Below are 25,121 nucleotides of genomic sequence, written 5' to 3'. Positions count from 1 at the left end.
GTTGCCTTGGGGGCCCGCGTCAGACGTAGGCCGGGACCACGCTGGTCTTGTGCTCGATGAGGTGGACGAACTCATCGCGGAAGTGCTTGATCATGGCGCGCACCGGCATCGCGGCGGCATCGCCCAGTGCGCAGATGGTGCGGCCCTGGATGTTGTCGGCCACCGAATTCAAGAGGTCGATGTCTTCCATGCGGCCCTGGCCGTTGGCAATGCGCTCGACCATGCGGAAGAGCCAGCCCGTGCCTTCGCGGCAGGGGGTGCACTGGCCGCAGCTTTCGTGCATGTAGAAGTACGACAGACGCAGCAGGCTCTTGACCATGCAGCGCGAGTCGTCCATCACGATGACGGCACCCGAGCCGAGCATGGAGCCGGCCTTGGCGATGGAGTCGTAGTCCATGGTGCACTCGTTCATGATCGACGCCGGCAACACCGGGGCCGACGAGCCACCGGGGATCACCGCCTTGAGCTTGCGGCCGCTGCGCACACCGCCGGCAAGTTCGAGCAGCTTGGGGAACGGCGTGCCGAGCGGCACTTCGAAGTTGCCGGGCTTGTTGACGTCGCCCACCACCGAGAAGATCTTCGTGCCGCCGTTGTTGGGCTTGCCGATCTCGAGGTACTGCTGGCCGCCGTTGCGGATGATCCAGGGCACCGCCGCGAAGGTCTCGGTGTTGTTGATCGTGGTCGGCTTGCCGTACAGGCCGTAGCTCGCGGGGAACGGCGGCTTGAAGCGCGGCTGGCCCTTCTTGCCTTCGAGCGACTCCAGCAGCGCAGTTTCTTCGCCGCAGATGTAGGCGCCGAAGCCGTGCGCGGCGTGCAGTTGGAAGCTGAACGACGAGCCGAAGATGTTGTTGCCGAGATAGCCCGCAGCGCGCGCTTCTTCAAGCGCGGCTTCGAAGCGCTCGTACACCTCGAAGATCTCGCCGTGGATGTAGTTGTAGCCGGTGGCGATGCCCATCGCGAAGGCGGCAATGGCCATGCCTTCGATCACGATGTGCGGGTTGAACATGAGGATGTCGCGGTCCTTGCAGGTGCCCGGCTCGCCTTCGTCGGAATTGCAGACGAGGTACTTCGCGCCCGGGTACATGCGGGGCATGAAGCTCCACTTGAGGCCGGTCGGAAAGCCTGCGCCGCCGCGGCCACGCAGGCCCGAGGTCTTGACCTCTGCGATCACTTGCTCGGGAGTCATCGGCTCGAGGCCGTTGCCGCCGGTCAGGATGCGGCGTAGCGCCTGGTAGCCGCCGCGCGCTTCGTAGTCCTTCAGCGACCAGTTCTTGCCGTCGAGGCCGTCATAGATCTGCGCGCCGATGTGGCGGCCGTGGAAGCAGGTCTCCGTGCCCTTGGCCTGGAACTGCGACAGGTCGATCTGGGGTTGCATCGTCGAACTCACTTCTTGGCGCCGGCGCGCAGGGTGTCGACCAGCGAGTCGAGCCGCTGGTTGTCCATGAAGCTGCACATCTGGCGATCGTTGACCAGCATCACCGGCGCGTCGGCGCAGGCACCCAGGCACTCGCTCTTCTGAACGGTGAACATGCCGTCAGCGGTGGTGCCGCCCTCTTCCACGCCGAGCTTCTCGCACAGGTGGTTGAGCGCGCCCTGCCCGTTGCGCAGCTGGCACGGAAGGTTGGTGCAGACGTTGAGCTTGAAGGTGCCCAGCTTCTGTTGGTTGTACATGTTGTAGAAGGTCGTGACCTCGTGCACCGCGATGGGCGGCATGCCGAGGTAGTCGGCGACCAGGCGCTCGCCGTCGGCCGACACGTAGCCCTGCTCCTGCTGCAGGATGGCCAGACAAGCCATCACAGCCGACTGCTTCTGGTCGGCGGGGTACTTGGCGACCTCGCGGTCGAAGCGAGCGCGCGTGGCCTCGCTGAGGGTTGCGGTTGCGGCGCTCACCGGTCGATCTCTCCAAACACGATGTCCATGGTGCCGATCACGGCGACCGCGTCGGCGATCATGTGGCCGCGCGACATTTCATCCAGCGCCGCGAGGTGCGGGAAGCCGGGCGGACGGATCTTCAGGCGATACGGCTTGTTGGCGCCATCGCTCACGATGTAGATGCCGAACTCGCCCTTCGGGTGTTCGACAGCCGAGTAGACCTCACCCTCCGGCACGTGGAAGCCTTCGGTGAAGAGCTTGAAGTGGTGAATCAGCTCTTCCATGCTGGACTTCATGTCCACGCGCGACGGCGGTGCGACCTTGTGGTTGTCGGTGATCACCGGGCCAGGGTTGGCCTTCAGCCACTTCACGCACTGCTGGATGATGCGGTTGGCCTGGCGCATCTCTTCCACGCGCACGAGGTAGCGGTCGTAGGTGTCGCCGTTGCTGCCCAGCGGGATGTCGAAGTCCATGCGGCCATAGACGTCATAGGGCTGGTTCTTGCGCAGGTCCCACTGGATGCCAGAGCCGCGGAGCATCGGGCCGGTGAAGCCTAGGTTCAGCGCACGCTCGGGCGAGACGACGCCGATGCCGACGGTGCGTTGCTTCCAGATGCGGTTGTCGGTGAGCAGGGTCTCGTATTCGTCGACGCGCTTTGGGAAATTGTTCGCGAAGGTCTCGATGAAGTCGAGCAGCGTGCCCTGGCGGTTCTCGTTCATCTGCGCGAGCGCGCGCGCATTGCGGATCTTCGAGGCCTTGTACTGGGGCATCGAGTCCGGCAGGTCGCGGTAGACGCCGCCCGGTCGGAAGTAGGCGGCATGCATGCGGGCGCCGGAAGCGGCCTCGTACATGTCGAACAGGTCTTCACGCTCGCGGAAGCAGTAGATGAGCATGTTCATCGCGCCGCAGTCGAGGCCGTGCGCGCCGAGCCACATCAGGTGGTTCAGCAAGCGGGTGATCTCGGAGAACATGACGCGGATGTACTGCGCGCGCTCGGGCACCTCGATGCCCAGCAGCTTCTCGATGGCGAGGCAATAGGCGTGCTCGTTGCACATCATCGAGACGTAGTCCAGCCGGTCCATGTAGGGCAGCGACTGGATGTAGGTGCGTGTCTCGGCGAGCTTTTCGGTCGCGCGGTGCAGCAGGCCAATGTGCGGGTCGGCACGCTGGATGACTTCGCCGTCGAGTTCGAGCACGAGGCGCAGCACGCCGTGTGCGGCTGGGTGCTGGGGCCCGAAGTTCAGCGTGTAATTCTTGATCTCAGCCATGTCAGTGAAGGCCGCCGTAGTTGTCTTCGCGAATGATGCGCGGCGTGATTTCGCGCGGCTCGATGGTCACCGGCTGGTAGATCACGCGCTTCTGCTCGGGGTCGTAGCGCATCTCGACGTGACCGCTGACCGGGAAATCCTTGCGGAACGGATGGCCGATGAAGCCGTAGTCCGTGAGGATGCGGCGCAGGTCGAGGTGACCTTCGAAGAGGATGCCGTAGAGGTCGAAAGCCTCACGCTCGAACCAGTTGGCGGAGTTCCAGACCGGCGTGAGCGCCGCCACGGAGGGCAGGTCGTCGTCGGGGCAGAACACCTTCAGGCGCACGCGCCAGTTGTGGCGCACCGACAGCAGGTGCGAGACGACGGCGAAACGGGGCCCATCGCGCGGCTCGTCCTTGTACGAGGAGTAGTCGACGCCACAGAGGTCGACGAGTTGCTCGAAGTAAAGCGTGCCGTCATCGCGCAGCTGGGTGGCGACGTCGTGGTAGTTGGCGGCGGACACGGTGATGGTGATCTCGCCGCGGTCTTTGACCAGCGACTTGATCTTGTCACCGAGCGCGGCCTCAAGAGCGGTTTGGAGTGTGTCGAGTCTGCTCATGCGGGCGCTCAGCGGGCGATCGTGTTCTCGCGGCGGATCTTGGTTTGCAGCTGCAGGATGCCGTAGAGCAGCGCTTCTGCGGTGGGCGGGCAACCCGGCACGTAGACGTCGACCGGGACGATGCGGTCGCAACCGCGCACGACGGAATAGCTGTAGTGGTAGTAGCCGCCACCGTTGGCGCAGGAGCCCATCGAGAGCACCCAGCGCGGCTCGGCCATCTGGTCGTACACCTTGCGCAGCGCCGGCGCCATCTTGTTGCACAGCGTGCCGGCCACGATCATCAGATCGCTCTGGCGCGGGCTTGGACGGAACAGCATGCCGAAGCGGTCGATGTCATAGCGGGCCGCGCCCGCATGCATCATCTCGACCGCGCAACAGGCCAGACCGAAGGTCATGGGCCACAGCGATCCGGTCTTGGACCAGTTCACGAGGGCATCAACACTGGTCGTGATGAAGCCTTCCTTGAGGACACCTTCAATACCCACGGTACTACCTCGCGATCATTCCCAGTCGAGGGCGCCCTTTTTCCACTCGTAGGCGAAGCCGACGACGAGGATGCCCAGGAACAACATCATGGCCCAGAAGCCGGCAGCGCCGATCTCGTGCAGCGACACGGCCCAGGGGAAAAGAAACGCGATTTCGAGGTCGAAGAGAATGAAGAGGATGGCCACCAGGTAGTAGCGCACGTCGAACTTCATGCGAGCGTCTTCAAACGCCTCGAAACCGCATTCGTAGGGGGAGTTCTTGGCGGCGTCAGGACGACGCGGCCCGAAAAGGAAACCCAGCACCTGGGGCGCCACACCTACTGCCACACCTACCAGGATGAACAAGATCACAGGAAGGTAGGGGCCGAGGTTCATGGTGGCGTCTGGGCTGGTGATTTCGACAAGGCGCCGGGTAGGTACCTTGTCGATAGATCTGGTGCCGACGGCGAGACTCGAACTCGCACAGCTTTCGCCACTACCCCCTCAAGATAGCGTGTCTACCAATTTCACCACGTCGGCCTAACGGGTCTGCCGTTCAACTACCAGCAACGGCGCCTGGATTGCATGAGGAGTAGCTCACCAGACAGCCCGCAATTCTAACCTCAAACACCACGCAAACTCACTGCTGCAGTATTACCTACAGCGTGATTTGACGCCGGGCAAACGCCCGGCGCGTCACATCACTTGTCGACCGGGATCTGCGCCGGGCCAGACGCCACGGGCGCAGGGGCCGACGCAGCAGGCACGGCACCCGGAATGATCGAACCGGCGGGCGCACTTGCCGCTGCGCTGGCAGCGGCAGGTGCCGCACCTGCGCGATCGAGCACGCTATTGCCGGTGCTCGACGCCGAGCGACCACTGGAGTAGTACGTCAGGGCGAGCGTGCAGCAGAAGAAGATGGCGGCGCACACGGCCGTCGAGCGCGAGAGGAAGTTGGCGCTGCCCGTCGCCCCGAAAAGGCTGCCCGACGAACCACTGCCGAAGGACGCGCCCATGTCCGCACCCTTGCCGTGCTGGATCAGCACCAATCCGATCATCGTCAGCGCTGCGAGGATCTGCACCACCAACACGACATTCATCAACACTTGCATTGCTACGAGCTCCTGGTTTTGTTCTTGAGGGCCGGCGCTCAGGCGGCGGCCTTGCAGATGGCGGCGAAATCGGCCGCCTTCAGCGACGCACCACCGATGAGGCCACCGTCGATGTCGCCTTGTGCGAACAGCTGCTTGGCGTTGTCGGCCTTCACGCTGCCGCCGTAGAGGATCAGCATCTCGGCCGATTTCTCCGTGGCGGCATGCAGTTGCGCACGCAGCACGGCGTGCACGGCCTGCGCCTGCTCGGGCGTGGCCGTCTTGCCTGTGCCGATCGCCCACACCGGCTCATACGCCACCACCACCTGCGAGATGCAATGGCCGAGCGTGTGGATCACCGCCGACAGCTGGCGCTTGACGACCGCGTCGGTCTGCCCTGCTTCACGCTCGGCGAGGGTTTCGCCGACGCACACGATCGGCGTGAGCTTGTGGGCCAGCGCAATCTTGGCCTTGTCGGCCACCAACTGGTCAGACTCCCCGTGCAACGCGCGGCGCTCGGAGTGACCCACGATCACGAAGTGGCAGCCGAACTCGGCCAGCATGCCAGCCGACACCTCACCGGTGTAGGCGCCCGACTCGTGGGCCGAGCAGTCCTGCGCGCCCCATTGCATCCGGCTGCCCTGCAGCGACAGCGCCGTGTCGGCGAGATAAGGAAATGGCGCACACACCGCGACCGCGGCATCCCACGGCTCAGCTTCCTTCAATGCGGCCAGCAACTCGGCGTTGGCCACACGGCCGCCGTTCATCTTCCAGTTGCCAACCACCAGTTTGCGACGCATCAATTCAGTTCCTAGAGTTTCACCAGGTGAGCACGATCTTGCCGATGTGCTCGTTCGATTCCATCAACGCGTGGGCCTGCGCTGCCTGTTCGGCCGGGAAGGTCTTGAAGATCACCGGCTTGACAGCACCCGACGCCAGCCACGGCCATACCTTTGCGCGCAGTGCCTGTGCAATCGCCGCCTTGAACGCCACCGGGCGCGGACGCAGCGTCGAGCCGGTGACGGTGAGGCGCTTGCGCATGACGACACCCGCATCGATGCGCGCTTCCACGCCGCCTTGCACCGCGATGATCACGAGCCGGCCATCTTCGGCGAGGCAGCCCAGCTCGCGCGCCACGTACTCGCCGGCCACCATGTCGAGCACGACATTAACGCCGCGCTTCTCGGTGATGCGCGCCACTTCCGCCGCGAAATCCTGGCTGCGGTAGTTGATCGCGTGGTCGGCTCCCAGCGCGCGGCATGCATCGCACTTTTCGTCGGACCCGGCCGTCGCGATCACCATCGCACCGGCCGCCTTAGCGAGCTGGATGGCCGTCACGCCGATGCCGCTGGTGCCACCTTGCACGAGGAAGGTCTCGCCCGCCTGCAGCCCGCCACGGTCGAACACGTTCGACCAGACAGTGAAGAAGGTCTCCGGCAAGCTGGCGGCTTCGACATCGCTCAGCGAGCCCGGGACCGGCAGGCACTGCCCGATCGGCGCCACGCACTGCTCGGCATAACCACCACCGGCCACCAACGCACACACACGATCACCGGGCTTGAAGCCCGCAGCGCGCATCGCTTCGCGGTCGCCATCGATGATGACGCCCGCGACTTCGAGCCCCGGCAGGTCAGACGCACCAGGCGGCACCGGATAGTGCCCCTTGCGCTGGAGCACATCGGGCCGATTGACCCCCGAAGCGCTCACGCGGATCAGCACCTCACCCGCGCCCGCAGAGGGCGTAGGACGTTCGGCCGGCCGCAGCACGTCCGGCTTGCCGTAGGACGAGATTTCGATGGCTTTCATGGCACAACGATTCGCTGGGCGGCAGACACACCGCCCAGCAGCATCACTCCTGCGTGGCGGAAGCCTGCGGCTCGCGTTCGATCAGCGCCTTCATCGACAGCTTGACGCGGCCCTTCTCGTCGGTCTCGAGCACCTTGACCTTGACGATCTGGCCTTCCTTCAGGAAGTCGGTGACCTTTTCGACACGCTGGTGCGCGATCTGGCTGATGTGCAGCAGGCCGTCCTTGCCCGGGAGCAGGTTCACGAGCGCACCGAACTCCAGGATCTTGGTGACCGGGCCTTCGTAGATCTTGCCCACTTCCACCTCGGCGGTGATCTCTTCGATGCGCTTCTTGGCGTAGGCCGCCTTGTCGGCATCGGCCGAGGCGATGGTGATGGTGCCGTCTTCGCCGATGTCGATCGTGGTGCCGGTCTCTTCGGTCAGCGCGCGGATGGTGGCGCCGCCCTTGCCGATCACGTCACGAATCTTCTCGGGGTTGATCTTCATCGTGTACAGGCGCGGCGCGAACTGCGACACCTCGGCCTTGGCCTCACCCATCGCTTCGGTCATCTTGCCGAGGATGTGCAGGCGGGCTTCCTTGGCCTGGGCCAGAGCCACCTGCATGATTTCCTTGGTGATGCCCTGGATCTTGATGTCCATCTGCAGGGCGGTCACGCCGGCGGTGGTGCCGGCCACCTTGAAGTCCATGTCGCCCAGGTGATCTTCGTCACCGAGGATGTCGGTCAGCACGGCGAAACGGTTGCCGTCCTTGATCAGGCCCATGGCGATGCCGGCCACGTGCGCCTTGAGCGGCACACCAGCGTCCATCAGCGCGAGGCAACCGCCACAGACGGAGGCCATCGAAGAGGAGCCGTTCGACTCGGTGATCTCTGAGACCACGCGCATCGAGTACGGGAACTCGACACGATCCGGCAGCACGGCGACGAGCGCCCGCTTGGCCAGGCGGCCGTGGCCGATCTCGCGGCGTTTCGGCGAGCCCACGCGGCCGGTTTCGCCGGTGGCGAACGGGGGCATGTTGTAGTGGAGCATGAAGTGCTCGCTGAACTCACCCGCCAGCGCGTCGATCTTCTGCGAGTCGCGGTCGGTGCCGAGGGTGGCCGCGACCAGCGCCTGCGTCTCGCCACGTGTGAACAGTGCCGAGCCGTGCACGCGCGGCAGCACGCCGTTGCGGATCTCGATGGGGCGCACGGTGCGGGTGTCGCGGCCGTCGATGCGGGGCTCGCCCGAGAGGATCTGGCTGCGAACGATGCGGGCTTCGATCTCGAACAGGATGGTCTCGACCTTCACCTTGTCATAGGCGGTGCCTTCAGCGTCCAGCGCGGCGAAGACGTCGGCGGTGGCCTGGCGGGTCGCTTGCGTGCGGGCCTGCTTGGAGCGGATCTGGTAGGCGGCGCGAAGCTTCTCTTCGGCCAGCGCGGTCACCTTTCCCATGAAGGTTTCGTCCTTCGCGGGCGGCTGCCAGTCCCAGGCCGGCTTGCCGGCGTCACGCACCAGCTCGTTGATCGCGGCGATGGCGATGTTGCCTTGCTCGTGGCCGAAGACCACGCCGCCAAGCATCACTTCTTCGCTCAGCTGCTGCGCTTCGCTTTCCACCATCAGAACGGCGGCTTGCGTGCCAGCGACCACCAGGTCCATCTGCGAGTCAAGCAGCTGGGTCTTGCCGGGGTTCAGCACGTACTGGCCGTTGATGTAGCCCACGCGCGCAGCGCCGATGGGACCGTTGAACGGAATGCCCGAGATGGCCAGCGCAGCGCTCGCACCGATCAGCGACGGGATGTCGGCCGAGACTTCGGGGTTCAGCGACAGGACGTGGATCACGACCTGCACTTCGTTGTAGAAACCATCCGGGAACAGCGGGCGCAGCGGGCGGTCGATCAGGCGCGAGGTCAGCGTCTCGAGTTCGCTCGGGCGGCCTTCACGCTTGAAGAAGCTGCCGGGAATCTTGCCAGCGGCATAGGTCTTTTCGAGGTAGTCGACGGTCAGGGGGAAGAAGTCTTGACCGGGCTTGGCGTTCTTGGCGCCCACGACGGTGGCGAGCACCACGGTGTCTTCGACATCGACCAGCACCGCGCCGGAAGCCTGGCGGGCAATCTCGCCCGTTTCCAGCTTCACGGTGTGCTGGCCCCATTGGAAGGTCTTGGTGACTTTGTTGAACATGCTCATGCGTCTCTCCTATTGCTTGTCAGCGCCTTCACGGGCGGCGCCTTCTGCCCGGAGCACAACAACCTGGCGCGATGCCATTCCAGCGGGGCTCTGCTTCGGTTGAAGCGCCGGTGGAATGACACATCGTCATCAGTGGCTGTCGGTCTCCAAATGCAAAGAGCCTGTGCTGGCAGGTCCAGACAGGCTCTTCACTTTTCGCTTCGGTTTACTTGCGCAGACCCAGCTTCTGGATCAGAGCGGTGTAGCGCTCTGCGTCCTTGTTCTTGAGGTAAGCCAAGAGGCTCTTGCGGGTGTTGACCATCTTCAGGAGGCCACGGCGGCCGTGGTGGTCCTTCAGATGGGTCTTGAAGTGGGGGGTCAGCTCGTTGATGCGAGCAGTCAGCAGTGCGACTTGGACTTCGGGGGAGCCGGTATCGGCGGCACCGCGGGCGTTGGCCTTGACGATTTCGGCCTTGTTCAGATCAGCGACAGACATGTCAGTTTCCAGAAAAATCCGGTCGCCGGCGCCTGCAAATGATGACGCTGCGGTTTCCGGTGTTGCGACTTGCGGTAGCGGGAGAAACCTTCCCGCGCCGTGCTAATGCGATGGGCCACCGGCAGACCGGCGGCACAAAGCCCGTCGATTATAGCCGAAGGGCGTCGGCCAGCCGGCCCACGCCCTGCACGAGCCGCGTGGGGTCGCGGGCGGCGAAGCACCAGCGCAGCCACCCTTCGGCCTCGTCGCCGAAGGCCGAACCGGGTGCGAGCCCGAGCCCGTGGCGTTCCACCAGCCGTTTTGCGAAAGCCAGCGAGTCGTCTTCCCCGTCGACCCGGAAGAAGGCGTACATCCCGCCTCGCGGCAGGGCAACGGTGACCCCGGGGAGCGCGGCCAGGCGCGGGACCAGCGTGTCGCGGCAGGCCTGAAGCCGGGCGACGAGCCCGGGCACCGACTCACCCGCCTCCGACAAGGCCGCGAGGCCGCCCTTTTGCACGAACACCGGGGCGCAGGAGGTGTTGAACTCGATCAGCTTGGCCACCTCGCCCGACAGTCCCTCGGGCAACACCAGCCAGCCCAGGCGCCAGCCGGTCATGAGGAAGCTCTTCGAGAAGCTGTGCGCGACGATCAAGCGGTCGGTCGGGTCTGCGATGTCGAGGAAGCTTGGAGCTGTCCGGCTTCCGGGCTCGAAATAGAGGCGCTCATAGACCTCGTCGGCCAGGATCCAGGTGCCCGTCTGGCGGCATCGGTCGAGGATGGCACGCTGCTCGTCGTGTGTGAGCGTCCAGCCGGTGGGGTTGTTGGGCGCATTCAGGATCACGGCCCGCGTGTGCGGCGTGATGGCGTCGAGCAGCGCTTGCAGATCGAGCACCCAGGCGCCGTCGCGCGGGGCGAGCGACATGCGCGTCACCCGTGCGCCGAGGATCACCGGCTGCGCCGTCACGTTGGGCCACACCGGGACCACGGCCACGACGTCGTCGCCCGGCTCCAGGATCAGCTGGCCTGCGATCATCAGCGCGCTCACGCCGGACGAGGTGACCGCGATCCGCTCCACTTCCACCGGCCGGTGCAGCTCGCTCGTATAGGCGCTCAGCGCCTCGCGCAGCGCCGGAAGGCCGAGGTTGTGCGAATAGAAGGTCTCACCCGCCTGCAAGGACGCGATGGCCGCGTCGCGCGCCAGGCTGGGCGTGACCTCGTCGCTCTCGCCGAACCAGAAGGCCAGCACGTCGCTGCGGCCGAGGCCAGCGTTGGCCACTTCGCGGATCCTGGAGGCCGGCAGGCCCGCAATCGCCTTTCTCATACGGTCGACAGATCCCAGCGCGGCTGCACATCGAACCCGTACTCCTGCCGCGGCTGCGCCAAGCCCCGCTGGAGCCGCATCGCCGCCGCGAGCGCGATCATGGCGCCGTTGTCGGTGCACAGCGCGAGTTCCGGGTAGTGCACCTTCACGCCCCGCTTCGCGCAGGCGGCGTTGAGTTGCTCGCGCAAGCGCGCGTTGGCCCCCACCCCGCCCGCGACCACCAGGCGCTTGAGCCCCGTCTGCTTGAGCGCCGCCAGCGATTTCTTCACCAGCACGTCGACGATCGCCTGCTGGGTCGAGGCCGCCAGATGTGCCTTGTCCTGCTCGCAGACGTTGGTGCCGAACTTGAGCACCTGGGTGCGCACCGCCGTCTTCAGCCCGGCGAACGAGAAATCGAGGTTGCCGCTGTGCAGCAGCGGGCGCGGCAGTTCGAAGGCGTCGCCGCTGCCGAACTCGGCCAGCCGTGCGAGCGCCGGCCCCCCCGGGTACCCGAGGCCGAGCATCTTGGCCGACTTGTCGAAGGCCTCGCCCGCCGCGTCGTCGATGGTCTCGCCCAGCAACTCGTAGCTGCCGACGTCATCGACGCGCATCAGCTGCGTGTGCCCACCCGACACCAGCAAGGCCACGAACGGAAACTCCGGCGGATCGGCCGCCAGGAACGGCGACAGCAGATGCCCCTCCAGGTGATGCACGCCCACCACCGGCTTGCCGAGCGCTGCCGCCAGCGCACAAGCCACACCCGCGCCCACCAGCAGCGCGCCGGCCAACCCAGGGCCACGGGTGTACGCCACCACGTCGATGTCTTCGAGGCTGCGGCCCGACTCGGACAGCACATGCCCCGTCAGCGGCAGCACACGTCGGATGTGGTCACGCGAGGCGAGCTCGGGCACCACGCCGCCATAGGCCTGGTGCATGTCGATCTGGCTGTGCAGGGCCTGGGCCAGGAGCTTCGGCACGCCGCTCGTATCGGCATCGACCAAGGCCACACCTGTTTCGTCGCACGACGACTCGACTCCCAGTACGTTCATTCGGAAGAGTGTACCGAGCGCAACACTTCGCCCTTGAATGCCTGTGGATCCCTACAGCTTCGCATCGGTGTTTTCCCGCGAATACCGCAGGATGGGCCCACGACCCGCTTCCCGTGCACCGCATTGGCGCTCTACCCTGCGCGTCCCGGCCCGAAACCTGCGTGCGCCGGGGCACAAATATGAGAGTCGTTGGGGGATCCACATGAAGGAATACCGTCTCCTGGCCTGGGCCGAGTTGCCCGCGCCGTATCACCGCATGGCCTACCGGCGCATGCTGACCGACCTGTCGCACCGCTACATGACGCACGCCCAGCTCGTGTCGGCCAGTGGCCTCAAGCGCCAGGAGGTGCGCGAGTTCCTCGACATGCTCGAGGCCCGCGACCTGCTCATCGACCGCGAACTCTTCGCCAACGACTCCGTCTTCGGCTCGTTGCGCCCGCTGGGCGGCTGGATCCGCAAGGCGCTCAACGCCTCGGCCGACAACCGCTGAGTTCTGCCAACTCCTTCACGAAGCCCGCCTCCCGCGGGCTTTTTGCTTTCTGGCGTGGATGTTGCTCACTCATGCACCATGAAAGCGCCCCTGCGCCCTGCCATTCCGTCGACCACCTTGCGCATCGTCATCGTGGCGCCAGACCTCGCGCCCGATGCGTCCGACCCTGACGCCGGCACCGAGGCGGAACGTTCGCGCGCGCTGCGCATCGGCCTGCTGGAGCACGGCTACAACATCGTGGCCGTGCTGCCGGCCGACGTGTTCCTGCCCGACCGCCTCGCTCAGATCGCGCCCGACATGATCATCGTCGACGCCGAGAGCCAGGCGCGCGATACGCTGGAGCACGTGGTGATGGCGACGCGCGAGGAGCGCCGCCCCATCGTGCTCTTCACCAACGACGACGACACGACCCACGTGGGCGCGGCCATCGCGGCCGGCGTGACCGCCTATGTGGTGGCAGGCCTCGCGCCCGAACGCGTGAAGCCCGTGCTCGACGTGGCCATGGCGCGCTTCCAGCACGAAGAAGGGCTTCGCCGCGAGCTGGCCGACGCACGCACCGAGTTGTCGGACCGCAAACTGATCGACCGCGCCAAGGCACTGCTCATCCGCCACCACGGCCTGAGCGAAGAAGAGGCGTATGCGAGGTTGCGACGCACCGCAATGGAGAAGCGCCTGAAGCTGGCTGATGTGGCGCAGCGCCTCATTGATGTGAGCGACCTGCTCGGCTGAGGTGCGGCGCCGGCATTTGCACACCGCCTTGGTGCAATGCAACACCACAAACCTCATGAACGGCCCTGGCACGGGCCTTGCGAATTGAAGGGCAGAAGGTCAACGGCGATCTTCTGAAGACATCGACAACGCACCAATGACGGTGCCTTGCTGACAGGACGACGGCGTCCCCACGCGTTGGGCTAACCCCCAGCAAGTGCGGACGCCTTTTTGTTTTTCGCTTTCGTCATTCATCCACGTACCGAGACCACGCCATGACCATTGATCGAAAGGCACACATGAGCCGCCGAACCGTCATCAAAGCCGCCGCTGCCACAAGCGCCGCCGGCCTCGTCCCCGGCCTCAACACCGCCGTCTACGCCGCAGGATCCGACAAGCCCGAGAAAGAAGAAGTCCGCATCGGCTTCATCCCGCTGACCGACTGCGCCTCCGTCGTGATGGCCTCAGTGCTGGGCTTCGACAAGAAGTACGGCGTGAAGATCATCCCGACGAAGGAAGCCTCGTGGGCCGGTGTGCGCGACAAGCTCGTCAACGGCGAGCTCGACATGGCGCACGTGCTCTACGGCCTGATCTACGGCGTGCACCTCGGCATTGCCGGCCCCAAGAAAGACATGGCCGTGCTGATGACCCTCAACAACAACGGCCAGGCGATCACGCTGTCGAAAAAACTCGCCGACAAGGGCGCCGTCGACGGCCCGAGCCTCGCGAAGGTGATGGCGGCCGAGAAGCGCGAATACACCTTCGCGCAGACCTTCCCGACCGGCACCCACGCGATGTGGATCTACTACTGGCTCGCCAGCGCCGGCATCAACCCCTTCAAGGACGCCAAGGCCATCACCGTGCCGCCCCCGCAGATGGTGGCCAACATGCGCGTGGGCAACATGGACGGCTTCTGCGTGGGAGAGCCCTGGGGCCACCGCGCCATCATGGACGGCATCGGCATCACCGCCGTCACCACGCAAGATATCTGGAAGGACCACCCCGAGAAGGTGCTCGGCACCACGGGTGACTTCGTCAAGAAGTACCCCAACACCACACGCGCCGTGATGATGGCGATCCTGGAAGCCGGCCGCTGGATCGACGCCGGCCTGCAGAACAAGATGAAGATGGCCGAGACGGTGGCCGACAAGAGCTACGTCAACACCGGCGTCGACGCGATCAACCAACGCATCCTCGGTCGCTACCAGAACGGCCTGGGCAAGACCTGGGACGACCCCAACCACATGAAATTCTTCAACGACGGTGCGGTGAACTTCCCGTACCTCAGCGATGGCATGTGGTTCCTCACGCAACACAAGCGCTGGGGCCTGATCAAGGAACACCCCGACTACCTCAACGTCGCCAAGCAGATCAACCAGATCGATCTCTACAAGTCGGTGGCTTCGGCGATGAAGATCAGCGTGCCCAAGGACGTGATGCGCACGAGCAAGCTGATCGATGGCGTGGTCTGGGACGGCAAGGACCCGAAGAAGTACGCCGACGGTTTTGCCATCAAGGCCTGATTTCCCACCCGATCACAGCAGGAGTAAGCCATGGTCAGTGCAGTCTTCCACTCTCCGCTCGACGCCTCCAAGCAAGAGCGTGCGGCCCGCGCAGCCGCCAATGCCACCAAGCCGGCCGCGGCCGTGGCCGCTCCGTCACCGAAGCCGGCCACCATGCCGTTCGACTGGTCGGCCCTCTGGCTCAAGGTGCTGCCACCCATCATCGGCATCGCATTGCTGGTGGGCATCTGGCACCTGCTGACGATGAAGGGCGGCAACTTCCCGACGCCCGGCGCGACCTTCGACGAAGCCATCAAGGTCTTCTCGGACCCGTTCTACAGCAAGGGGCCCAACGACCAGGGCATCGGCTGGAACATCCTCTTCTCGCTGCAGCGGGTAGCGGTGGGCTTCGGCCTCGCAGCACTCGTTGGCATCCCGATGGGCTTCATGATCGGGCGCTTCGCCTTCCTGTCGAACATGGTGTCGCCGCTCATCAGCCTGCTGCGCCCGGTGTCGCCGCTCGCCTGGCTGCCCATCGGCCTTCTGGTCTTCAAGGCTGCGAACCCGGCCGCGATCTGGACGATCTTCATCTGCTCCATCTGGCCGATGATCATCAACACCGCGGTGGGTGTGCAGCGTGTGCCGAGCGACTACCTCAACGTGGCGCGCGTGTTGAACCTCTCCGAGTGGAAGGTGATCACGCAGATCCTCTTCCCCGCCGTGCTGCCCTACATGCTCACCGGCGTGCGCCTCTCGGTGGGCACCGCCTGGCTCGTGATCGTCGCGGCCGAGATGCTGACCGGCGGCGTGGGCATCGGCTTCTGGGTGTGGGACGAGTGGAACAACCTCAACGTCACGCACATCCTCATCGCCATCTTCGTGATCGGCATCGTGGGCCTGCTGCTCGAGTGGCTGCTCGTCACCGTCGCCAAGAAGTTCACCTACGCCGAAACCTGATCGACCGGAGGCTCACACCATGAAGAACTTCATTCAAGTGCAACAGGCCGAGATGGTGTTCAACACCAAGAAGGGCCGCTTCCATGCGCTGCGCGACATCAACCTCGACGTGGCCCAGGGCGAATTCGTCACGCTGATTGGCCACTCGGGCTGCGGCAAGTCGACGCTGCTCAATTTGATCGCCGGCCTCACGCTGCCCACGAGCGGCGCGCTGCTGTGCGACAACCGCGAGATCGCATCCCCCGGCCCCGAGCGTGCGGTGGTGTTCCAGAACCACTCGCTGCTGCCCTGGCTCACCTGCTTCGAAAACGTGCACCTCGCGGTAGAGCGTGTCTTCGGCGGCAAGGAGAGCAAAGCCCAACTGAAGCAGCGCACCAATGCAGCGCTCGAGCTTGTCAACATGGGCCATGCGGCCAGCAAGCGCCCGCATGAAATCTCGGGCGGCATGAAGCAGCGCGTGGGCATCGCCCGTGCGCTCGCCATGGAGCCCAAGGTGCTGCTGATGGACGAGCCCTTCGGTGCGCTCGACGCCCTCACCCGCGCTCACCTGCAGGACGAGCTGCTGAAGATCGTGGCCCGCACCAAGAGCACTGTGGTGATGGTGACGCACGATGTGGACGAGGCTGTGCTGCTCTCCGACCGCATCGTGATGATGACCAACGGCCCGGCCGCAACCATCGGCGAGATCCTGGCGATCGACCTGCCGCGCCCGCGCAACCGCGTGGACCTCGCTGAAGACACGCGCTACGTCCACTACCGCAAGGAAGTTCTCGACTTCCTGTACACACGCCACGGTCACGTGGAAAAAGCGGCCGCCTGAGCCGCGAGTCGTTGGGGCAAGCGCCGCGGGCGGGAAGGCCTGCGGCTTGCTTGCGAATAACAGTCACACGCATGACGCGTGATTGAGGAGGACCCATGTCATCACCCGGCGCGCCCGGTCTTGCGATCTCCCCTGCCCTTCCATCCGCCCCACCGCTGCTGCGGCGCGCCGGCCGCAAGGTGCAGCTCAACCTGGGCAAGTACCGCGAGATCATCATCGCGGTCGCGTTCTTCCTGCTCTTCGACCTGGCCGTGCTGGTCTTGAACTTCTACGTGTCGTTCCAGATCGCCGAAGATGCCGTCTCCATCAACCTCGCCGGCCGGCAGCGCATGCTGTCGCAGCGCATGTCGAAGGCGCTGTATGCGAGCGAGCTGGCGTCGGCCAGCGGGCCGATCCCGCAAAGCCTGCTCGACGAGCTGCACAACGCGAGCCGCCTTTTCGACAACACCCTGCAGGGCTTTCGCAACGGTGCACAGGTGACCGGCGGCGACGGCCGTCAGGTGTTCCTGCCCGCAGCCTCGGGGCCGAAAAGCGCCGACATCTTGAACCGCGCGCTCGCCCTCTGGGAGCCGTGGCGCCGCCAGATGGACCTGCTGCGCGAGTCGGGCAGCGCGTCGCACGCGGCCTACGTGAAGGCCGCCGCCGACTACGCCCGTGCCAACAACCTCGCGCTGCTCGGCATGATGAACGAGCTCACCACCGACCTGGAAAGCGCCGCCTCGCAGCGCGCCTCGGTGCTGCGCATGGTGCAGACAGGCGGCATCGTGCTCGCGCTGCTCAACTTCCTGTTCATCCTCTTCAAGTTCATCCGACGCCTGCGCCAGTCCGACGCGGCCGTCGAGCAGGCCAGCGGCGAGACGCAGGAGATCCTTTCCGTCGTGCGCGAGGGCCTGTTCCTGCTGACACCCGAGATGACGCTCGGCACGCAGATCTCGAACTCGGTGAGCGGCATGTTCGGTCGACCGGCCCAGGCCGGCGACAACTTCATCCTGCTGCTCTCACCGCTCGTGTCGGCCAAGACGCTGGAAGACGCCCGCGGCTACATCGAGCTGCTCTTCACGCCGCACGTGAAGGAAGACCTGGTGCAGAGCATCAACCCGCTCACCGAAGTGGAGCTGACGCAGACCGACACCCTTGGCCAGAAACGGCAGCGCTTCCTGTCGATGCAGTTCAGCCGGGTGGTGGAGGACAAGAGCGTCAAGCACCTGCTCGTGACCGTGCAAGACGTGACGCCGCGCATCGAACTCGAACGCAAGCTCGAGGGCGAACAGAAGCGCGCCCAGCGCGAGTTCGACCTGCTGGTGCAGGCCTTCGAGGCCGACCCGGCCGCACTCGCCGCCTTCGTCGAGCGCACCGAGGGGAGCCTGCTCGAGGTCAACGACCTGCTGCGCCAGGTGGATGCCGGCTCCGATGCCAAGCAGTTGCGCCGCACCGTCGACCGCATCTACCGCCACGTCCACGCCGTGAAGGGCGAAGCCGCGATGCTCTCGCTGGAGCTCTTGGCGAGCACCGCGCACGAATTCGAATCTCATCTGCAGCCGCTGCGCGAAGCGGCCTCGATGAGCGGCGAAGCACTGCTCGCGCTGCCTCTGCCGCTCGAAGAGCTGCTGACCCGCCTTCAGGCGCTCAAGCGCTCGGTGCTGCGCGATCGGCACCGCCTGCCGCAGGTGGCGCCACAACCGGGTGTCGACGGCCTCGGCGCCCAGCTCAGCGCGCTCGTCGAGCGCATCGGTGAAGACACCGACAAGCCCGCGCGACTGCACGCGAAGCTCGACGCCATCACCGATCTGCCGACCCGCGTGCGCGATGCCCTGACGCAGATCGCGGTGCAGCTGGTGCGCAACGCCGTCGTGCACGGCGTGGAAGACGCCGCCACCCGCGAGGCACGCGGCAAGCCGGTGCGGGCTCGCATCGACGTCGAAGTGGCCCGCGACGAGACCGACCAGGTGCACCTCTTGGTGCGCGACGATGGCGGCGGCCTCAACCCCGAGCGCGTGCGGCAGCGCCTGCTCTCGCTCGGCTGGTTCAACGAGGCGCAGCTTGCCGAGATGAGCGTGTCTCAGATCGTGGCGCAGGTGTTCAAGCCGGGCTTCAGCACGGCCGAAGTCACCGGCGAACATGCGGGTCGCGGTGTGGGGCTGGACATCGTGGCCCATGAGGTGCGTCGCCTCGGAGCGCGGCTGCTCGTGTCGAGTCGGGCCCAGGAAGGCACGACCTTCCGTGTGAGGCTGGCGACGTGAGCAGCATGAAGCTGCTGGTGGTCGATGACTCGAACATGGTGCGCTCGCGCATCGCGCGTGTCGTGCAGAGCGGCACGCTTGGCGAGGTGACGCTGCTGGGTCTGGCGCGCAACGGCGAAGAAGCGCTGCGCGCGGCCCGCACCGCCGCGCCCGACGTCGTGACGATGGACCTCACCATGCCCGAGATGGACGGGCTGGAGTGCATTCCGGTGCTGCTCGCCATGCACCCGCGCACGCGCATCCTCGTGATCAGCGCGCTCGACGACAAGTCGACCGCCATCCGCGCGCTGCGGCTGGGCGCACACGGCTTCCTGCCCAAGCCCTTCACCGACGACGGCCTGCAACTCGCCCTCAAGGGGCTTTTCGAGCATCACCTATGAGCGCGTTGAAAGAATCCGACCTGCGGCTCTTCGTCGACTCGGTGCGGCGCTATTTCGATGTCACGAGCCGCATCGAGCCCGAGATCACCTCGGCCTACCTGGGCGTCGATGCGATGCCTGGGCACGACTTCAACGGCATCGTGAGCTTCTCGGGGCGCTACCGCGGGCAGGTGGTGGTGTCGCTGCCGGCGGCGGCACTGAAAGAGTTGCTGCTGATCCAGAAGGAAACCGACCTGTCGCAGAGCAGCCTGCTGGATGCGGTGGGCGAGATCGCCAACACCCTGGCCGGCAATGCCCGACGCACGTTGGGCAAGGATCTGGAGATTTCAGTGCCCAAGGTGGTGCACGGCAAACCATCTGGCGGCACGCGCACGCGGCAGCATCCCTATGTGATCACGTTCCGCTGGAACCGCTACCCGGGCGTGGTGTGCGTGGATCTCGCCGAAGCGGCATGACGCGCAAAGCAGGCATGGCGCTTGCAGACTGAGAGACTGCAGGTGCTCATCGCCTGCCTTCTGTCTCCTCAGTAGGGCCCTTGCCCTTTGCCAACCCTCTGGCCCATGCGGTCAGAGGGTTCTTTTCTCAGTGCTTCTCTTTGGCGTGGTTGATCGAGTACTTGGGGATCTCGATCGTCACGTCCTGCTGGGCGAGGATCGCCTGGCACGACAGGCGCGAGTTGGGCTCCAGGCCCCAGGCTCGGTCGAGCAGGTCTTCTTCGGCCTCGTCCATCTCACCCAGCGAATTGAAGCCCTCGCGCACCACCACGTGGCAGGTGGTGCAGGCGCAGCTCATGTCGCAGGCGTGCTCGATCTCGATGTCATGGTCGAGCAGGGCCTCGCAGATCGACGTGCCGGTGGGCGCCTCGATCGTGGCGCCCTTGGGGCAGTACTCGGGGTGGGGCAGGATTTTGATAACGGGCATGGTCAGACTTCTTCCACCTTGCGGCCTGCAAGGGCCTGGCGGATGCCGCGGTTCATGCGCTCGGCCGCGAAGGCTTCGGTGCCTTTGGCGAGTGCTTCCACGGCGGTGTCGATGGCGGCGTGGTTGTCGCCTTGACGGGTTTGGTCGAGCGCCTGCATGAGCGCGTCGATCTCGGCGCGGCTTTCAGCACTGAGCAGGTCGCCATCGGCTTGCAGCGCCGAGGCGGTGGCCAGCAGCATGCGCTCGGCCTCGACGCGCGATTCACGCAGGCTGCGCGCCTTCATGTCGGATTCGGCGGTGGTGAAGCTCTCGGTCAGCATGCGCGCCACTTCGTCGTCGGTCAGGCCGTAGCTGGGCTTGACGTTGATCGAGGCTTGCACGCCCGAGCCTTCTTCACGCGCGCTGACGGCCAGGAGGCCATCGGCGTCGACCTGGAAGCTCACACGGATGCGCGCCGCACCAGCCACCATTGGCGGAATGCCGCGCAGCTCGAAGCGTGCAAGCGAGCGGCAGTCGCTCACCAGCTCACGTTCACCTTGCACCACGTGGATGGCCATCGCGGTCTGGCCGTCCTTGAAGGTGGTGAAGTCTTGCGCGCGGGCGGTGGGAATGGTGCTGTTGCGCGGGATGATGCGCTCGACCAGCCCGCCCATCGTCTCCAGGCCCAGCGAGAGCGGGATCACGTCGAGCAGCAGCAGCTCGTCGGCGCCAGTGTTGCCGGCCAATGCGTTCGCCTGGATCGCAGCACCGAGTGCGACCACTTCATCGGGGTTGAGGTTCGTCAGCGGGGCCTTGCCGAAAAACTCGGCGACGGCCGCCTGCACCTGCGGCATGCGCGTCGAGCCGCCGACCATCACGACGCCCTGCACCTCGTCCTTGGCCGCTTTGGCGTCGCGCAGCACCTTGCGCAAGGCGCCCATGGTCCGGCCGACCAGTTCCGCACTGAGCTGGTGGAATTCGTCTCGCGTCACGCGCACCGACAACTCGCCCTCGGAAAGCGGGCAGGCCAGCGTGGCGTGGTCGGTGCTGGAAAGCTTTTCCTTGGCGGCGCGGGCCGCGACCATCACGGCGCGCTTGTCTTGCGGCGTGGTCGCGCGCAGTCCGCTCTTCGTGAGCGCCCAGTCGGCGAGCAGGCGGTCGAAGTCGTCACCGCCGAGGGCGGAGTCGCCACCCGTCGCCACCACCTCGAACACTCCCTGGCTCAGGCGCAGCAGCGAGACATCGAAGGTGCCACCGCCCAGGTCGTACACGGCGTAGAGCCCTTCGCTGCCGTTCTCGAGCCCGTAGGCGATCGCGGCGGCGGTCGGCTCGTTGATGAGGCGCAGCACGTTGAGGCCAGCGAGTTGCGCTGCGTCCTTCGTGGCCTGGCGTTGTGCGTCGTCAAAGTACGCAGGCACCGTGATCACCGCACCGAAGATCTCGTCGTCGAAGCTGTCTTCCGCGCGCTGGCGCAGCGTGGCGAGGATCTCGGCCGAGACTTCCACCGGCGACTTCACGCCCGCAACGGTGTTGAGCTGCACCATGCCCGGCGCATCGACGAAGTCATAGGGCAGCTTCTCGCGCTGCGCGATGTCGGCGAGGCCGCGGCCCATGAAGCGCTTGACCGAGACGATGGTGTTCGATGGGTCGACCGCGGCTTCGGCCTGCGCCTCGTGGCCGATCTGGCGGCGGGTCTTGTCGACATAGCGCACGACCGACGGCAGGATCACACGACCCTGCGCATCCGGCAGGCACTCAGCCACGCCGTGCCGCACGGCAGCCACCAGCGAATGCGTGGTGCCGAGGTCTATGCCGACCGCGATGCGCCGCTGGTGCGGGTCCGGGCTTTCGCCCGGCTCTGAAATCTGAAGCAAGGTCATGTCGTTATTGTCCCAGCGCTTCCAGGCGCTGATCGATGTCGTCGGCAAAGCGCTCGACGAACATGAGGGCTCTGACCTGCTCGGCGGCTGCGCTGAAATCACCTTGCTCGTCACAGGTGCTGGCAAGCTGCTCGAGCGCCTCGCGACGATGGGTGTTGACCTCGTCGGCCAGCGCTTCCACGTCGCTCAGCAGCGTGGCCTCTTCGAGAGCTTCGCGCCAGGCCATCTGCTGCATCAGAAAGCCCGAGGGCATCGAGGTGTTGCTCTCGCTGTGCACCGGCACGCCGTGCAGCTCGCACAGGTAGGCGGCGCGCTTGATCGGGTCTTTAAGGCGCTGGTAGGCCTCGTTCACGCGCACGGCCCACTGCATGGCCACGCGCTTGGACGCTGCGCCTTCGGCGGCGAACTTGTCGGGGTGCACCTGGGCCTGGAGTTCACGCCAACGTGCATCGAGCGTGGTGCGCTCCTGCTTGTAGCGCCGCGGCAAGCCGAACAGGGCGAAGTCATCATCGTCCAGCTTCACGGCACGCTCGATTCACGAATGAAAAGGAACCAGACAAAACAAGGGCGCGACACATGCCGCGCCCGTTGCACACCACCGGGGCTCAGACCCGGAACGACTCGCCACAACCGCAGCGATCCTTCTCGCGCGGGTTGTGGAACTTGAAGCCTTCGTTGAGTCCCTCGCGCACGAAGTCGAGCTCCGTTCCGTCGAGGTAGGGCAGGCTCTTGGGATCGATCAGCACCTTCACGCCGTGGCCTTCGAAGACGATGTCTTCCGGTGCCACGTCATCGGCGTATTCGAGCTTGTAGGCCAAGCCCGAGCAGCCGGTGGTCTTGACGCCGAGGCGCACACCGACGCCCTTGCCGCGTTTGGTGAGATAGCGCGTCACATGGCGTGCCGCCGCTTCCGTCAGCGTGACCGCCATCATCAATGCGCCTTCTTCGCCTTGTAGTCGTTCACCGCTGCCTTGATCGCGTCTTCAGCCAGGATCGAGCAGTGGATCTTCACCGGCGGCAGCGCCAGCTCTTCCGCGATGTGCGTGTTCTTGATGGTCAGCGCTTCGTCGAGCGACTTGCCCTTCACCCATTCGGTGACGAGCGAACTCGAGGCGATGGCCGAGCCGCATCCGTAGGTCTTGAACTTCGCGTCTTCGATCAGGCCCGTTGCCGGGTTCACCTTGATCTGCAGCTTCATCACGTCGCCGCAGGCCGGCGCGCCGACCATGCCGGTGCCCACGCTGTCATCGCCCTTTTCGAACGAACCCACGTTGCGCGGGTTCTCATAGTGGTCTACGACCTTTTCGCTGTATGCCATGTCAGTACTCCAGAATCCTTCGTGCGCCGGTGGTCAGTGAGCGGCCCATTGGATGGTGCTCAGGTCGATGCCGTCCTTGTGCATCTCCCACAGCGGCGACAACTCGCGCAACTTGGCCACGCGGTCCTTCAGTGTGTTGATCACGTAGTCGATTTCGTCGACGGTCGTGAAGCGACCGATGGTCATGCGCAGCGACGAGTGCGCGAGTTCATCGCTGCGGCCGAGCGCACGTAGCACGTAGCTCGGCTCCAGGCTAGCCGAGGTGCAGGCGGAGCCCGACGACACCGCGATGCCCTTGATGCCCATGATCAAGGACTCGCCCTCGACGAAGTTGAACGACATGTTCAGGTTGTGCGGCACACGCTGCGTCGGGTGGCCGTTGAGGAAGGTCTGCTCGATGCCGGAGAGCCCCTTCATCAGCCGGTCATGCAGCATGCGGATGCGCTCGCTCTCGACGCCCATCTCTTCACGGGCGATGCGGAAGGCTTCACCCATGCCGACGATCTGGTGCGTGGGCAGCGTGCCCGAACGCATGCCGCGCTCATGGCCACCGCCGTGCATCTGCGCCTCGATACGCACTCGGGGCTTGCGGCGCACGTAGAGCGCGCCAATGCCCTTGGGGCCATAGGTCTTGTGCGAGGCGAGGCTCATCAGGTCGATGGGCAGCTTGGCGAGGTCGATCTCGACCTTGCCGGTGGCCTGCGCCGCATCGACGTGGAAGATGATCCCGCGCTCACGGCACATCGTGCCGATCGCGGCGACGTCTTGAATGACGCCGATCTCGTTGTTCACGTACATCACCGACACGAGGATGGTGTCGGCGCGCATCGCGGCCTTGAGCTTGTCCAGATCCAGCAAGCCGTCTTCCTGCACGTCGAGGTAGGTCACCTCGAAGCCCTGGCGCTCCAGCTCGCGCATGGTGTCGAGCACCGCCTTGTGCTCGGTCTTGACGGTGATGAGGTGCTTGCCGCGCGTCTTGTAGAACTGTGCGGCACCCTTCAAGGCCAGGTTGTTGGACTCGGTGGCGCCCGAGGTCCAGATGATCTCGCGGGGGTCGGCACCGATCAGCGCCGCCACCTGTTCGCGGGCCTTTTCCACGGCAGCCTCGGCTTCCCAACCCCACGCATGGCTGCGCGATGCCGGGTTGCCGAAATGTTCGCGCAACCACGGAATCATCGCGTCCACCACGCGCTGGTCACACGGCGTGGTGGCGCCGTAGTCCATGTAGATCGGGAAATGCTGGGTCATGTCCATGACGAAAGGCGAGAGACGGTTCGTTTATTTGCTCATGGCGCCGCCGAGCGCGAAGACCGAATTCGGGGCGGTGATCTTGATCGGCTTGACCACGGGTTGCGTGGAGATGGCGCGCTTGACGGGGTGCTCTTCGATCGAGACGCCCTTGGCGAGTTGCTCTTCCACGAGCTTGCGCAGCGAGATGGAATCGAGGTACTCGATCATCTTGGCGTTGAGGCTGGACCACAGGTCGTGCGTCATGCAGCGGCCGGCGTCATCGCCCATGCAGTTTTCCTTGCCGCCGCAACCGGTGGCATCGATGGGCTCGTCGACGGCGACGATGATGTCGGCCACGGTGATCTCGTCGGACTTGCGGCCGAGCGAATAGCCGCCGCCGGGGCCACGGGTGCTCTCGACCAGCTCATGGCGGCGCAGCTTGCCGAACAGTTGCTCGAGGTAGGACAGAGAAATCTGCTGGCGAGCGCTGATGGCAGCCAGCGCAACGGGGCCGGTGTTCTCGCGCAGGGCGAGGTCGATCATGGCGGTAACGGCAAAACGGCCTTTGGTGGTCAGTCGCATGAAATCCTCCTGGTGCCGGTGACAGCACGATTAGTCAATGAAAGCGAT

Annotated in this window: 28 protein-coding genes and 1 tRNA gene; 8 read left to right on the top strand and 21 right to left on the bottom strand. The window is 65.3% G+C overall.

Annotated elements, in window-relative coordinates; all coding sequences use genetic code 11:
* Window positions 1–19: 19 nt before the first annotated feature.
* The 14 genes from nuoF to tsaD all read right to left on the bottom strand — a co-directional run bounded on the left by nuoF (window position 20) and on the right by tsaD (window position 12,066).
* A complete protein-coding gene (nuoF, locus tag RXV79_RS10275; RefSeq protein WP_316703331.1) occupies window positions 20–1,375 on the bottom strand; it encodes an NADH-quinone oxidoreductase subunit NuoF in 1,356 nt (451 codons plus the stop codon).
* 8 nt (window positions 1,376–1,383) lie between these two features.
* Window positions 1,384–1,890, bottom strand: coding sequence for an NADH-quinone oxidoreductase subunit NuoE family protein (nuoE, locus tag RXV79_RS10270; protein WP_316703330.1), 507 nt, complete (start codon window positions 1,888–1,890; stop codon window positions 1,384–1,386).
* Window positions 1,887–3,140, bottom strand: a complete 1,254-nt coding sequence (locus RXV79_RS10265; RefSeq protein ID WP_316703329.1) for an NADH-quinone oxidoreductase subunit D — start codon at window positions 3,138–3,140, stop codon at window positions 1,887–1,889. The genes nuoE and RXV79_RS10265 overlap by 4 nt, the downstream gene beginning before the upstream one ends.
* 1 nt (window position 3,141) lies before the next feature.
* Entirely contained in the window at window positions 3,142–3,738 is a 597-nt protein-coding gene (locus RXV79_RS10260) for an NADH-quinone oxidoreductase subunit C (RefSeq protein ID WP_316703328.1), read from the bottom strand.
* An 8-nt stretch (window positions 3,739–3,746) separates the two neighbouring features.
* Entirely contained in the window at window positions 3,747–4,223 is a 477-nt protein-coding gene (locus RXV79_RS10255; RefSeq protein ID WP_201804161.1) for a NuoB/complex I 20 kDa subunit family protein, read from the bottom strand.
* A 15-nt stretch (window positions 4,224–4,238) separates the two neighbouring features.
* Window positions 4,239–4,598: an NADH-quinone oxidoreductase subunit A gene (locus tag RXV79_RS10250; protein WP_201804163.1), complete on the bottom strand. Its 360-nt coding sequence runs from the start codon at window positions 4,596–4,598 to the stop codon at window positions 4,239–4,241.
* A 59-nt stretch (window positions 4,599–4,657) separates the two neighbouring features.
* A tRNA-Leu gene (locus tag RXV79_RS10245) sits at window positions 4,658–4,742 on the bottom strand.
* A gap of 161 nt (window positions 4,743–4,903) precedes the next feature.
* Window positions 4,904–5,314, bottom strand: a complete 411-nt coding sequence (gene secG / locus RXV79_RS10240) for a preprotein translocase subunit SecG (RefSeq protein WP_316703327.1) — start codon at window positions 5,312–5,314, stop codon at window positions 4,904–4,906.
* Window positions 5,315–5,352: 38 nt separating this feature from the next.
* Window positions 5,353–6,093 carry a triose-phosphate isomerase gene (tpiA, locus tag RXV79_RS10235; RefSeq protein WP_316703326.1) on the bottom strand — a complete coding sequence of 247 codons (741 nt, stop codon included), beginning with the start codon at window positions 6,091–6,093 and terminating at the stop codon, window positions 5,353–5,355.
* A gap of 19 nt (window positions 6,094–6,112) precedes the next feature.
* Window positions 6,113–7,099, bottom strand: coding sequence for an NAD(P)H-quinone oxidoreductase (locus tag RXV79_RS10230; protein ID WP_316703325.1), 987 nt, complete (start codon window positions 7,097–7,099; stop codon window positions 6,113–6,115).
* 43 nt (window positions 7,100–7,142) lie between these two features.
* On the bottom strand, window positions 7,143–9,263 hold the full coding sequence (gene pnp / locus RXV79_RS10225) for a polyribonucleotide nucleotidyltransferase (protein ID WP_316703324.1): 2,121 nt from the start codon (window positions 9,261–9,263) through the stop codon (window positions 7,143–7,145).
* A gap of 205 nt (window positions 9,264–9,468) precedes the next feature.
* Window positions 9,469–9,738 (bottom strand): 30S ribosomal protein S15, encoded by a 270-nt coding sequence (gene rpsO / locus RXV79_RS10220; RefSeq protein WP_316703323.1) that lies wholly within the window; start codon window positions 9,736–9,738, stop codon window positions 9,469–9,471.
* A 148-nt stretch (window positions 9,739–9,886) separates the two neighbouring features.
* Window positions 9,887–11,038, bottom strand: a complete 1,152-nt coding sequence (locus RXV79_RS10215) for a pyridoxal phosphate-dependent aminotransferase (protein ID WP_316703322.1) — start codon at window positions 11,036–11,038, stop codon at window positions 9,887–9,889.
* Entirely contained in the window at window positions 11,035–12,066 is a 1,032-nt protein-coding gene (gene tsaD, locus RXV79_RS10210) for a tRNA (adenosine(37)-N6)-threonylcarbamoyltransferase complex transferase subunit TsaD (RefSeq protein ID WP_316703321.1), read from the bottom strand. Before tsaD ends, RXV79_RS10215 begins: the two co-directional genes overlap by 4 nt.
* 202 nt (window positions 12,067–12,268) lie before the next feature.
* Between tsaD and RXV79_RS10205 the strand changes: the two genes are divergently transcribed.
* From RXV79_RS10205 to RXV79_RS10170, 8 genes are all read left to right on the top strand, one after another.
* Window positions 12,269–12,556 carry a hypothetical protein gene (locus tag RXV79_RS10205; RefSeq protein ID WP_316703320.1) on the top strand — a complete coding sequence of 96 codons (288 nt, stop codon included), beginning with the start codon at window positions 12,269–12,271 and terminating at the stop codon, window positions 12,554–12,556.
* Window positions 12,557–12,634: 78 nt separating this feature from the next.
* Complete coding sequence (locus tag RXV79_RS10200; protein WP_316703319.1) at window positions 12,635–13,285, top strand: ANTAR domain-containing response regulator; 651 nt, start codon at window positions 12,635–12,637, stop codon at window positions 13,283–13,285.
* 254 nt (window positions 13,286–13,539) lie between these two features.
* Window positions 13,540–14,787 carry a CmpA/NrtA family ABC transporter substrate-binding protein gene (locus RXV79_RS10195; protein ID WP_316703318.1) on the top strand — a complete coding sequence of 416 codons (1,248 nt, stop codon included), beginning with the start codon at window positions 13,540–13,542 and terminating at the stop codon, window positions 14,785–14,787.
* Window positions 14,788–14,817: 30 nt separating this feature from the next.
* Entirely contained in the window at window positions 14,818–15,723 is a 906-nt protein-coding gene (gene ntrB, locus RXV79_RS10190; RefSeq protein ID WP_316703317.1) for a nitrate ABC transporter permease, read from the top strand.
* 19 nt (window positions 15,724–15,742) lie between these two features.
* Window positions 15,743–16,543, top strand: coding sequence for an ABC transporter ATP-binding protein (locus tag RXV79_RS10185; protein WP_316703316.1), 801 nt, complete (start codon window positions 15,743–15,745; stop codon window positions 16,541–16,543).
* Window positions 16,544–16,638: 95 nt separating this feature from the next.
* Window positions 16,639–18,783 carry an ATP-binding protein gene (locus tag RXV79_RS10180; protein ID WP_316703315.1) on the top strand — a complete coding sequence of 715 codons (2,145 nt, stop codon included), beginning with the start codon at window positions 16,639–16,641 and terminating at the stop codon, window positions 18,781–18,783.
* A 5-nt stretch (window positions 18,784–18,788) separates the two neighbouring features.
* Window positions 18,789–19,163: a response regulator transcription factor gene (locus RXV79_RS10175; protein WP_316704070.1), complete on the top strand. Its 375-nt coding sequence runs from the start codon at window positions 18,789–18,791 to the stop codon at window positions 19,161–19,163.
* Window positions 19,160–19,618: a chemotaxis protein CheX gene (locus RXV79_RS10170; protein ID WP_316703314.1), complete on the top strand. Its 459-nt coding sequence runs from the start codon at window positions 19,160–19,162 to the stop codon at window positions 19,616–19,618. Before RXV79_RS10175 ends, RXV79_RS10170 begins: the two co-directional genes overlap by 4 nt.
* Before the next feature lie 127 nt (window positions 19,619–19,745).
* Here RXV79_RS10170 and fdx read toward each other — a convergent pair whose 3' ends face one another.
* The 7 genes from fdx to RXV79_RS10135 all read right to left on the bottom strand — a co-directional run bounded on the left by fdx (window position 19,746) and on the right by RXV79_RS10135 (window position 25,073).
* Window positions 19,746–20,084 carry an ISC system 2Fe-2S type ferredoxin gene (gene fdx / locus RXV79_RS10165; RefSeq protein ID WP_316703313.1) on the bottom strand — a complete coding sequence of 113 codons (339 nt, stop codon included), beginning with the start codon at window positions 20,082–20,084 and terminating at the stop codon, window positions 19,746–19,748.
* A gap of 2 nt (window positions 20,085–20,086) precedes the next feature.
* Complete coding sequence (gene hscA, locus RXV79_RS10160; RefSeq protein ID WP_316703312.1) at window positions 20,087–21,943, bottom strand: Fe-S protein assembly chaperone HscA; 1,857 nt, start codon at window positions 21,941–21,943, stop codon at window positions 20,087–20,089.
* Window positions 21,944–21,947: 4 nt separating this feature from the next.
* On the bottom strand, window positions 21,948–22,466 hold the full coding sequence (gene hscB, locus RXV79_RS10155) for a Fe-S protein assembly co-chaperone HscB (RefSeq protein ID WP_316703311.1): 519 nt from the start codon (window positions 22,464–22,466) through the stop codon (window positions 21,948–21,950).
* Window positions 22,467–22,548: 82 nt separating this feature from the next.
* Complete coding sequence (iscA, locus tag RXV79_RS10150) at window positions 22,549–22,872, bottom strand: iron-sulfur cluster assembly protein IscA (RefSeq protein ID WP_201812334.1); 324 nt, start codon at window positions 22,870–22,872, stop codon at window positions 22,549–22,551.
* 2 nt (window positions 22,873–22,874) lie between these two features.
* Complete coding sequence (gene iscU / locus RXV79_RS10145; protein WP_201804206.1) at window positions 22,875–23,261, bottom strand: Fe-S cluster assembly scaffold IscU; 387 nt, start codon at window positions 23,259–23,261, stop codon at window positions 22,875–22,877.
* Window positions 23,262–23,294: 33 nt separating this feature from the next.
* Window positions 23,295–24,509 (bottom strand): IscS subfamily cysteine desulfurase, encoded by a 1,215-nt coding sequence (locus tag RXV79_RS10140; RefSeq protein ID WP_316704066.1) that lies wholly within the window; start codon window positions 24,507–24,509, stop codon window positions 23,295–23,297.
* A 30-nt stretch (window positions 24,510–24,539) separates the two neighbouring features.
* Window positions 24,540–25,073, bottom strand: a complete 534-nt coding sequence (locus RXV79_RS10135; protein ID WP_316703310.1) for a Fe-S cluster assembly transcription factor — start codon at window positions 25,071–25,073, stop codon at window positions 24,540–24,542.
* Between the last annotated feature and the right edge of the window lie 48 nt (window positions 25,074–25,121).

Origin of the sequence: Piscinibacter gummiphilus, assembly GCF_032681285.1 — a bacterium.
In the GTDB taxonomy this organism is placed as follows: Bacteria; Pseudomonadota; Gammaproteobacteria; order Burkholderiales; family Burkholderiaceae_C; genus Rhizobacter; species Rhizobacter gummiphilus_A.
Note: the sequence above shows the minus strand (reverse complement) of the source record. Positions and strands in the feature narration are given on the sequence as shown.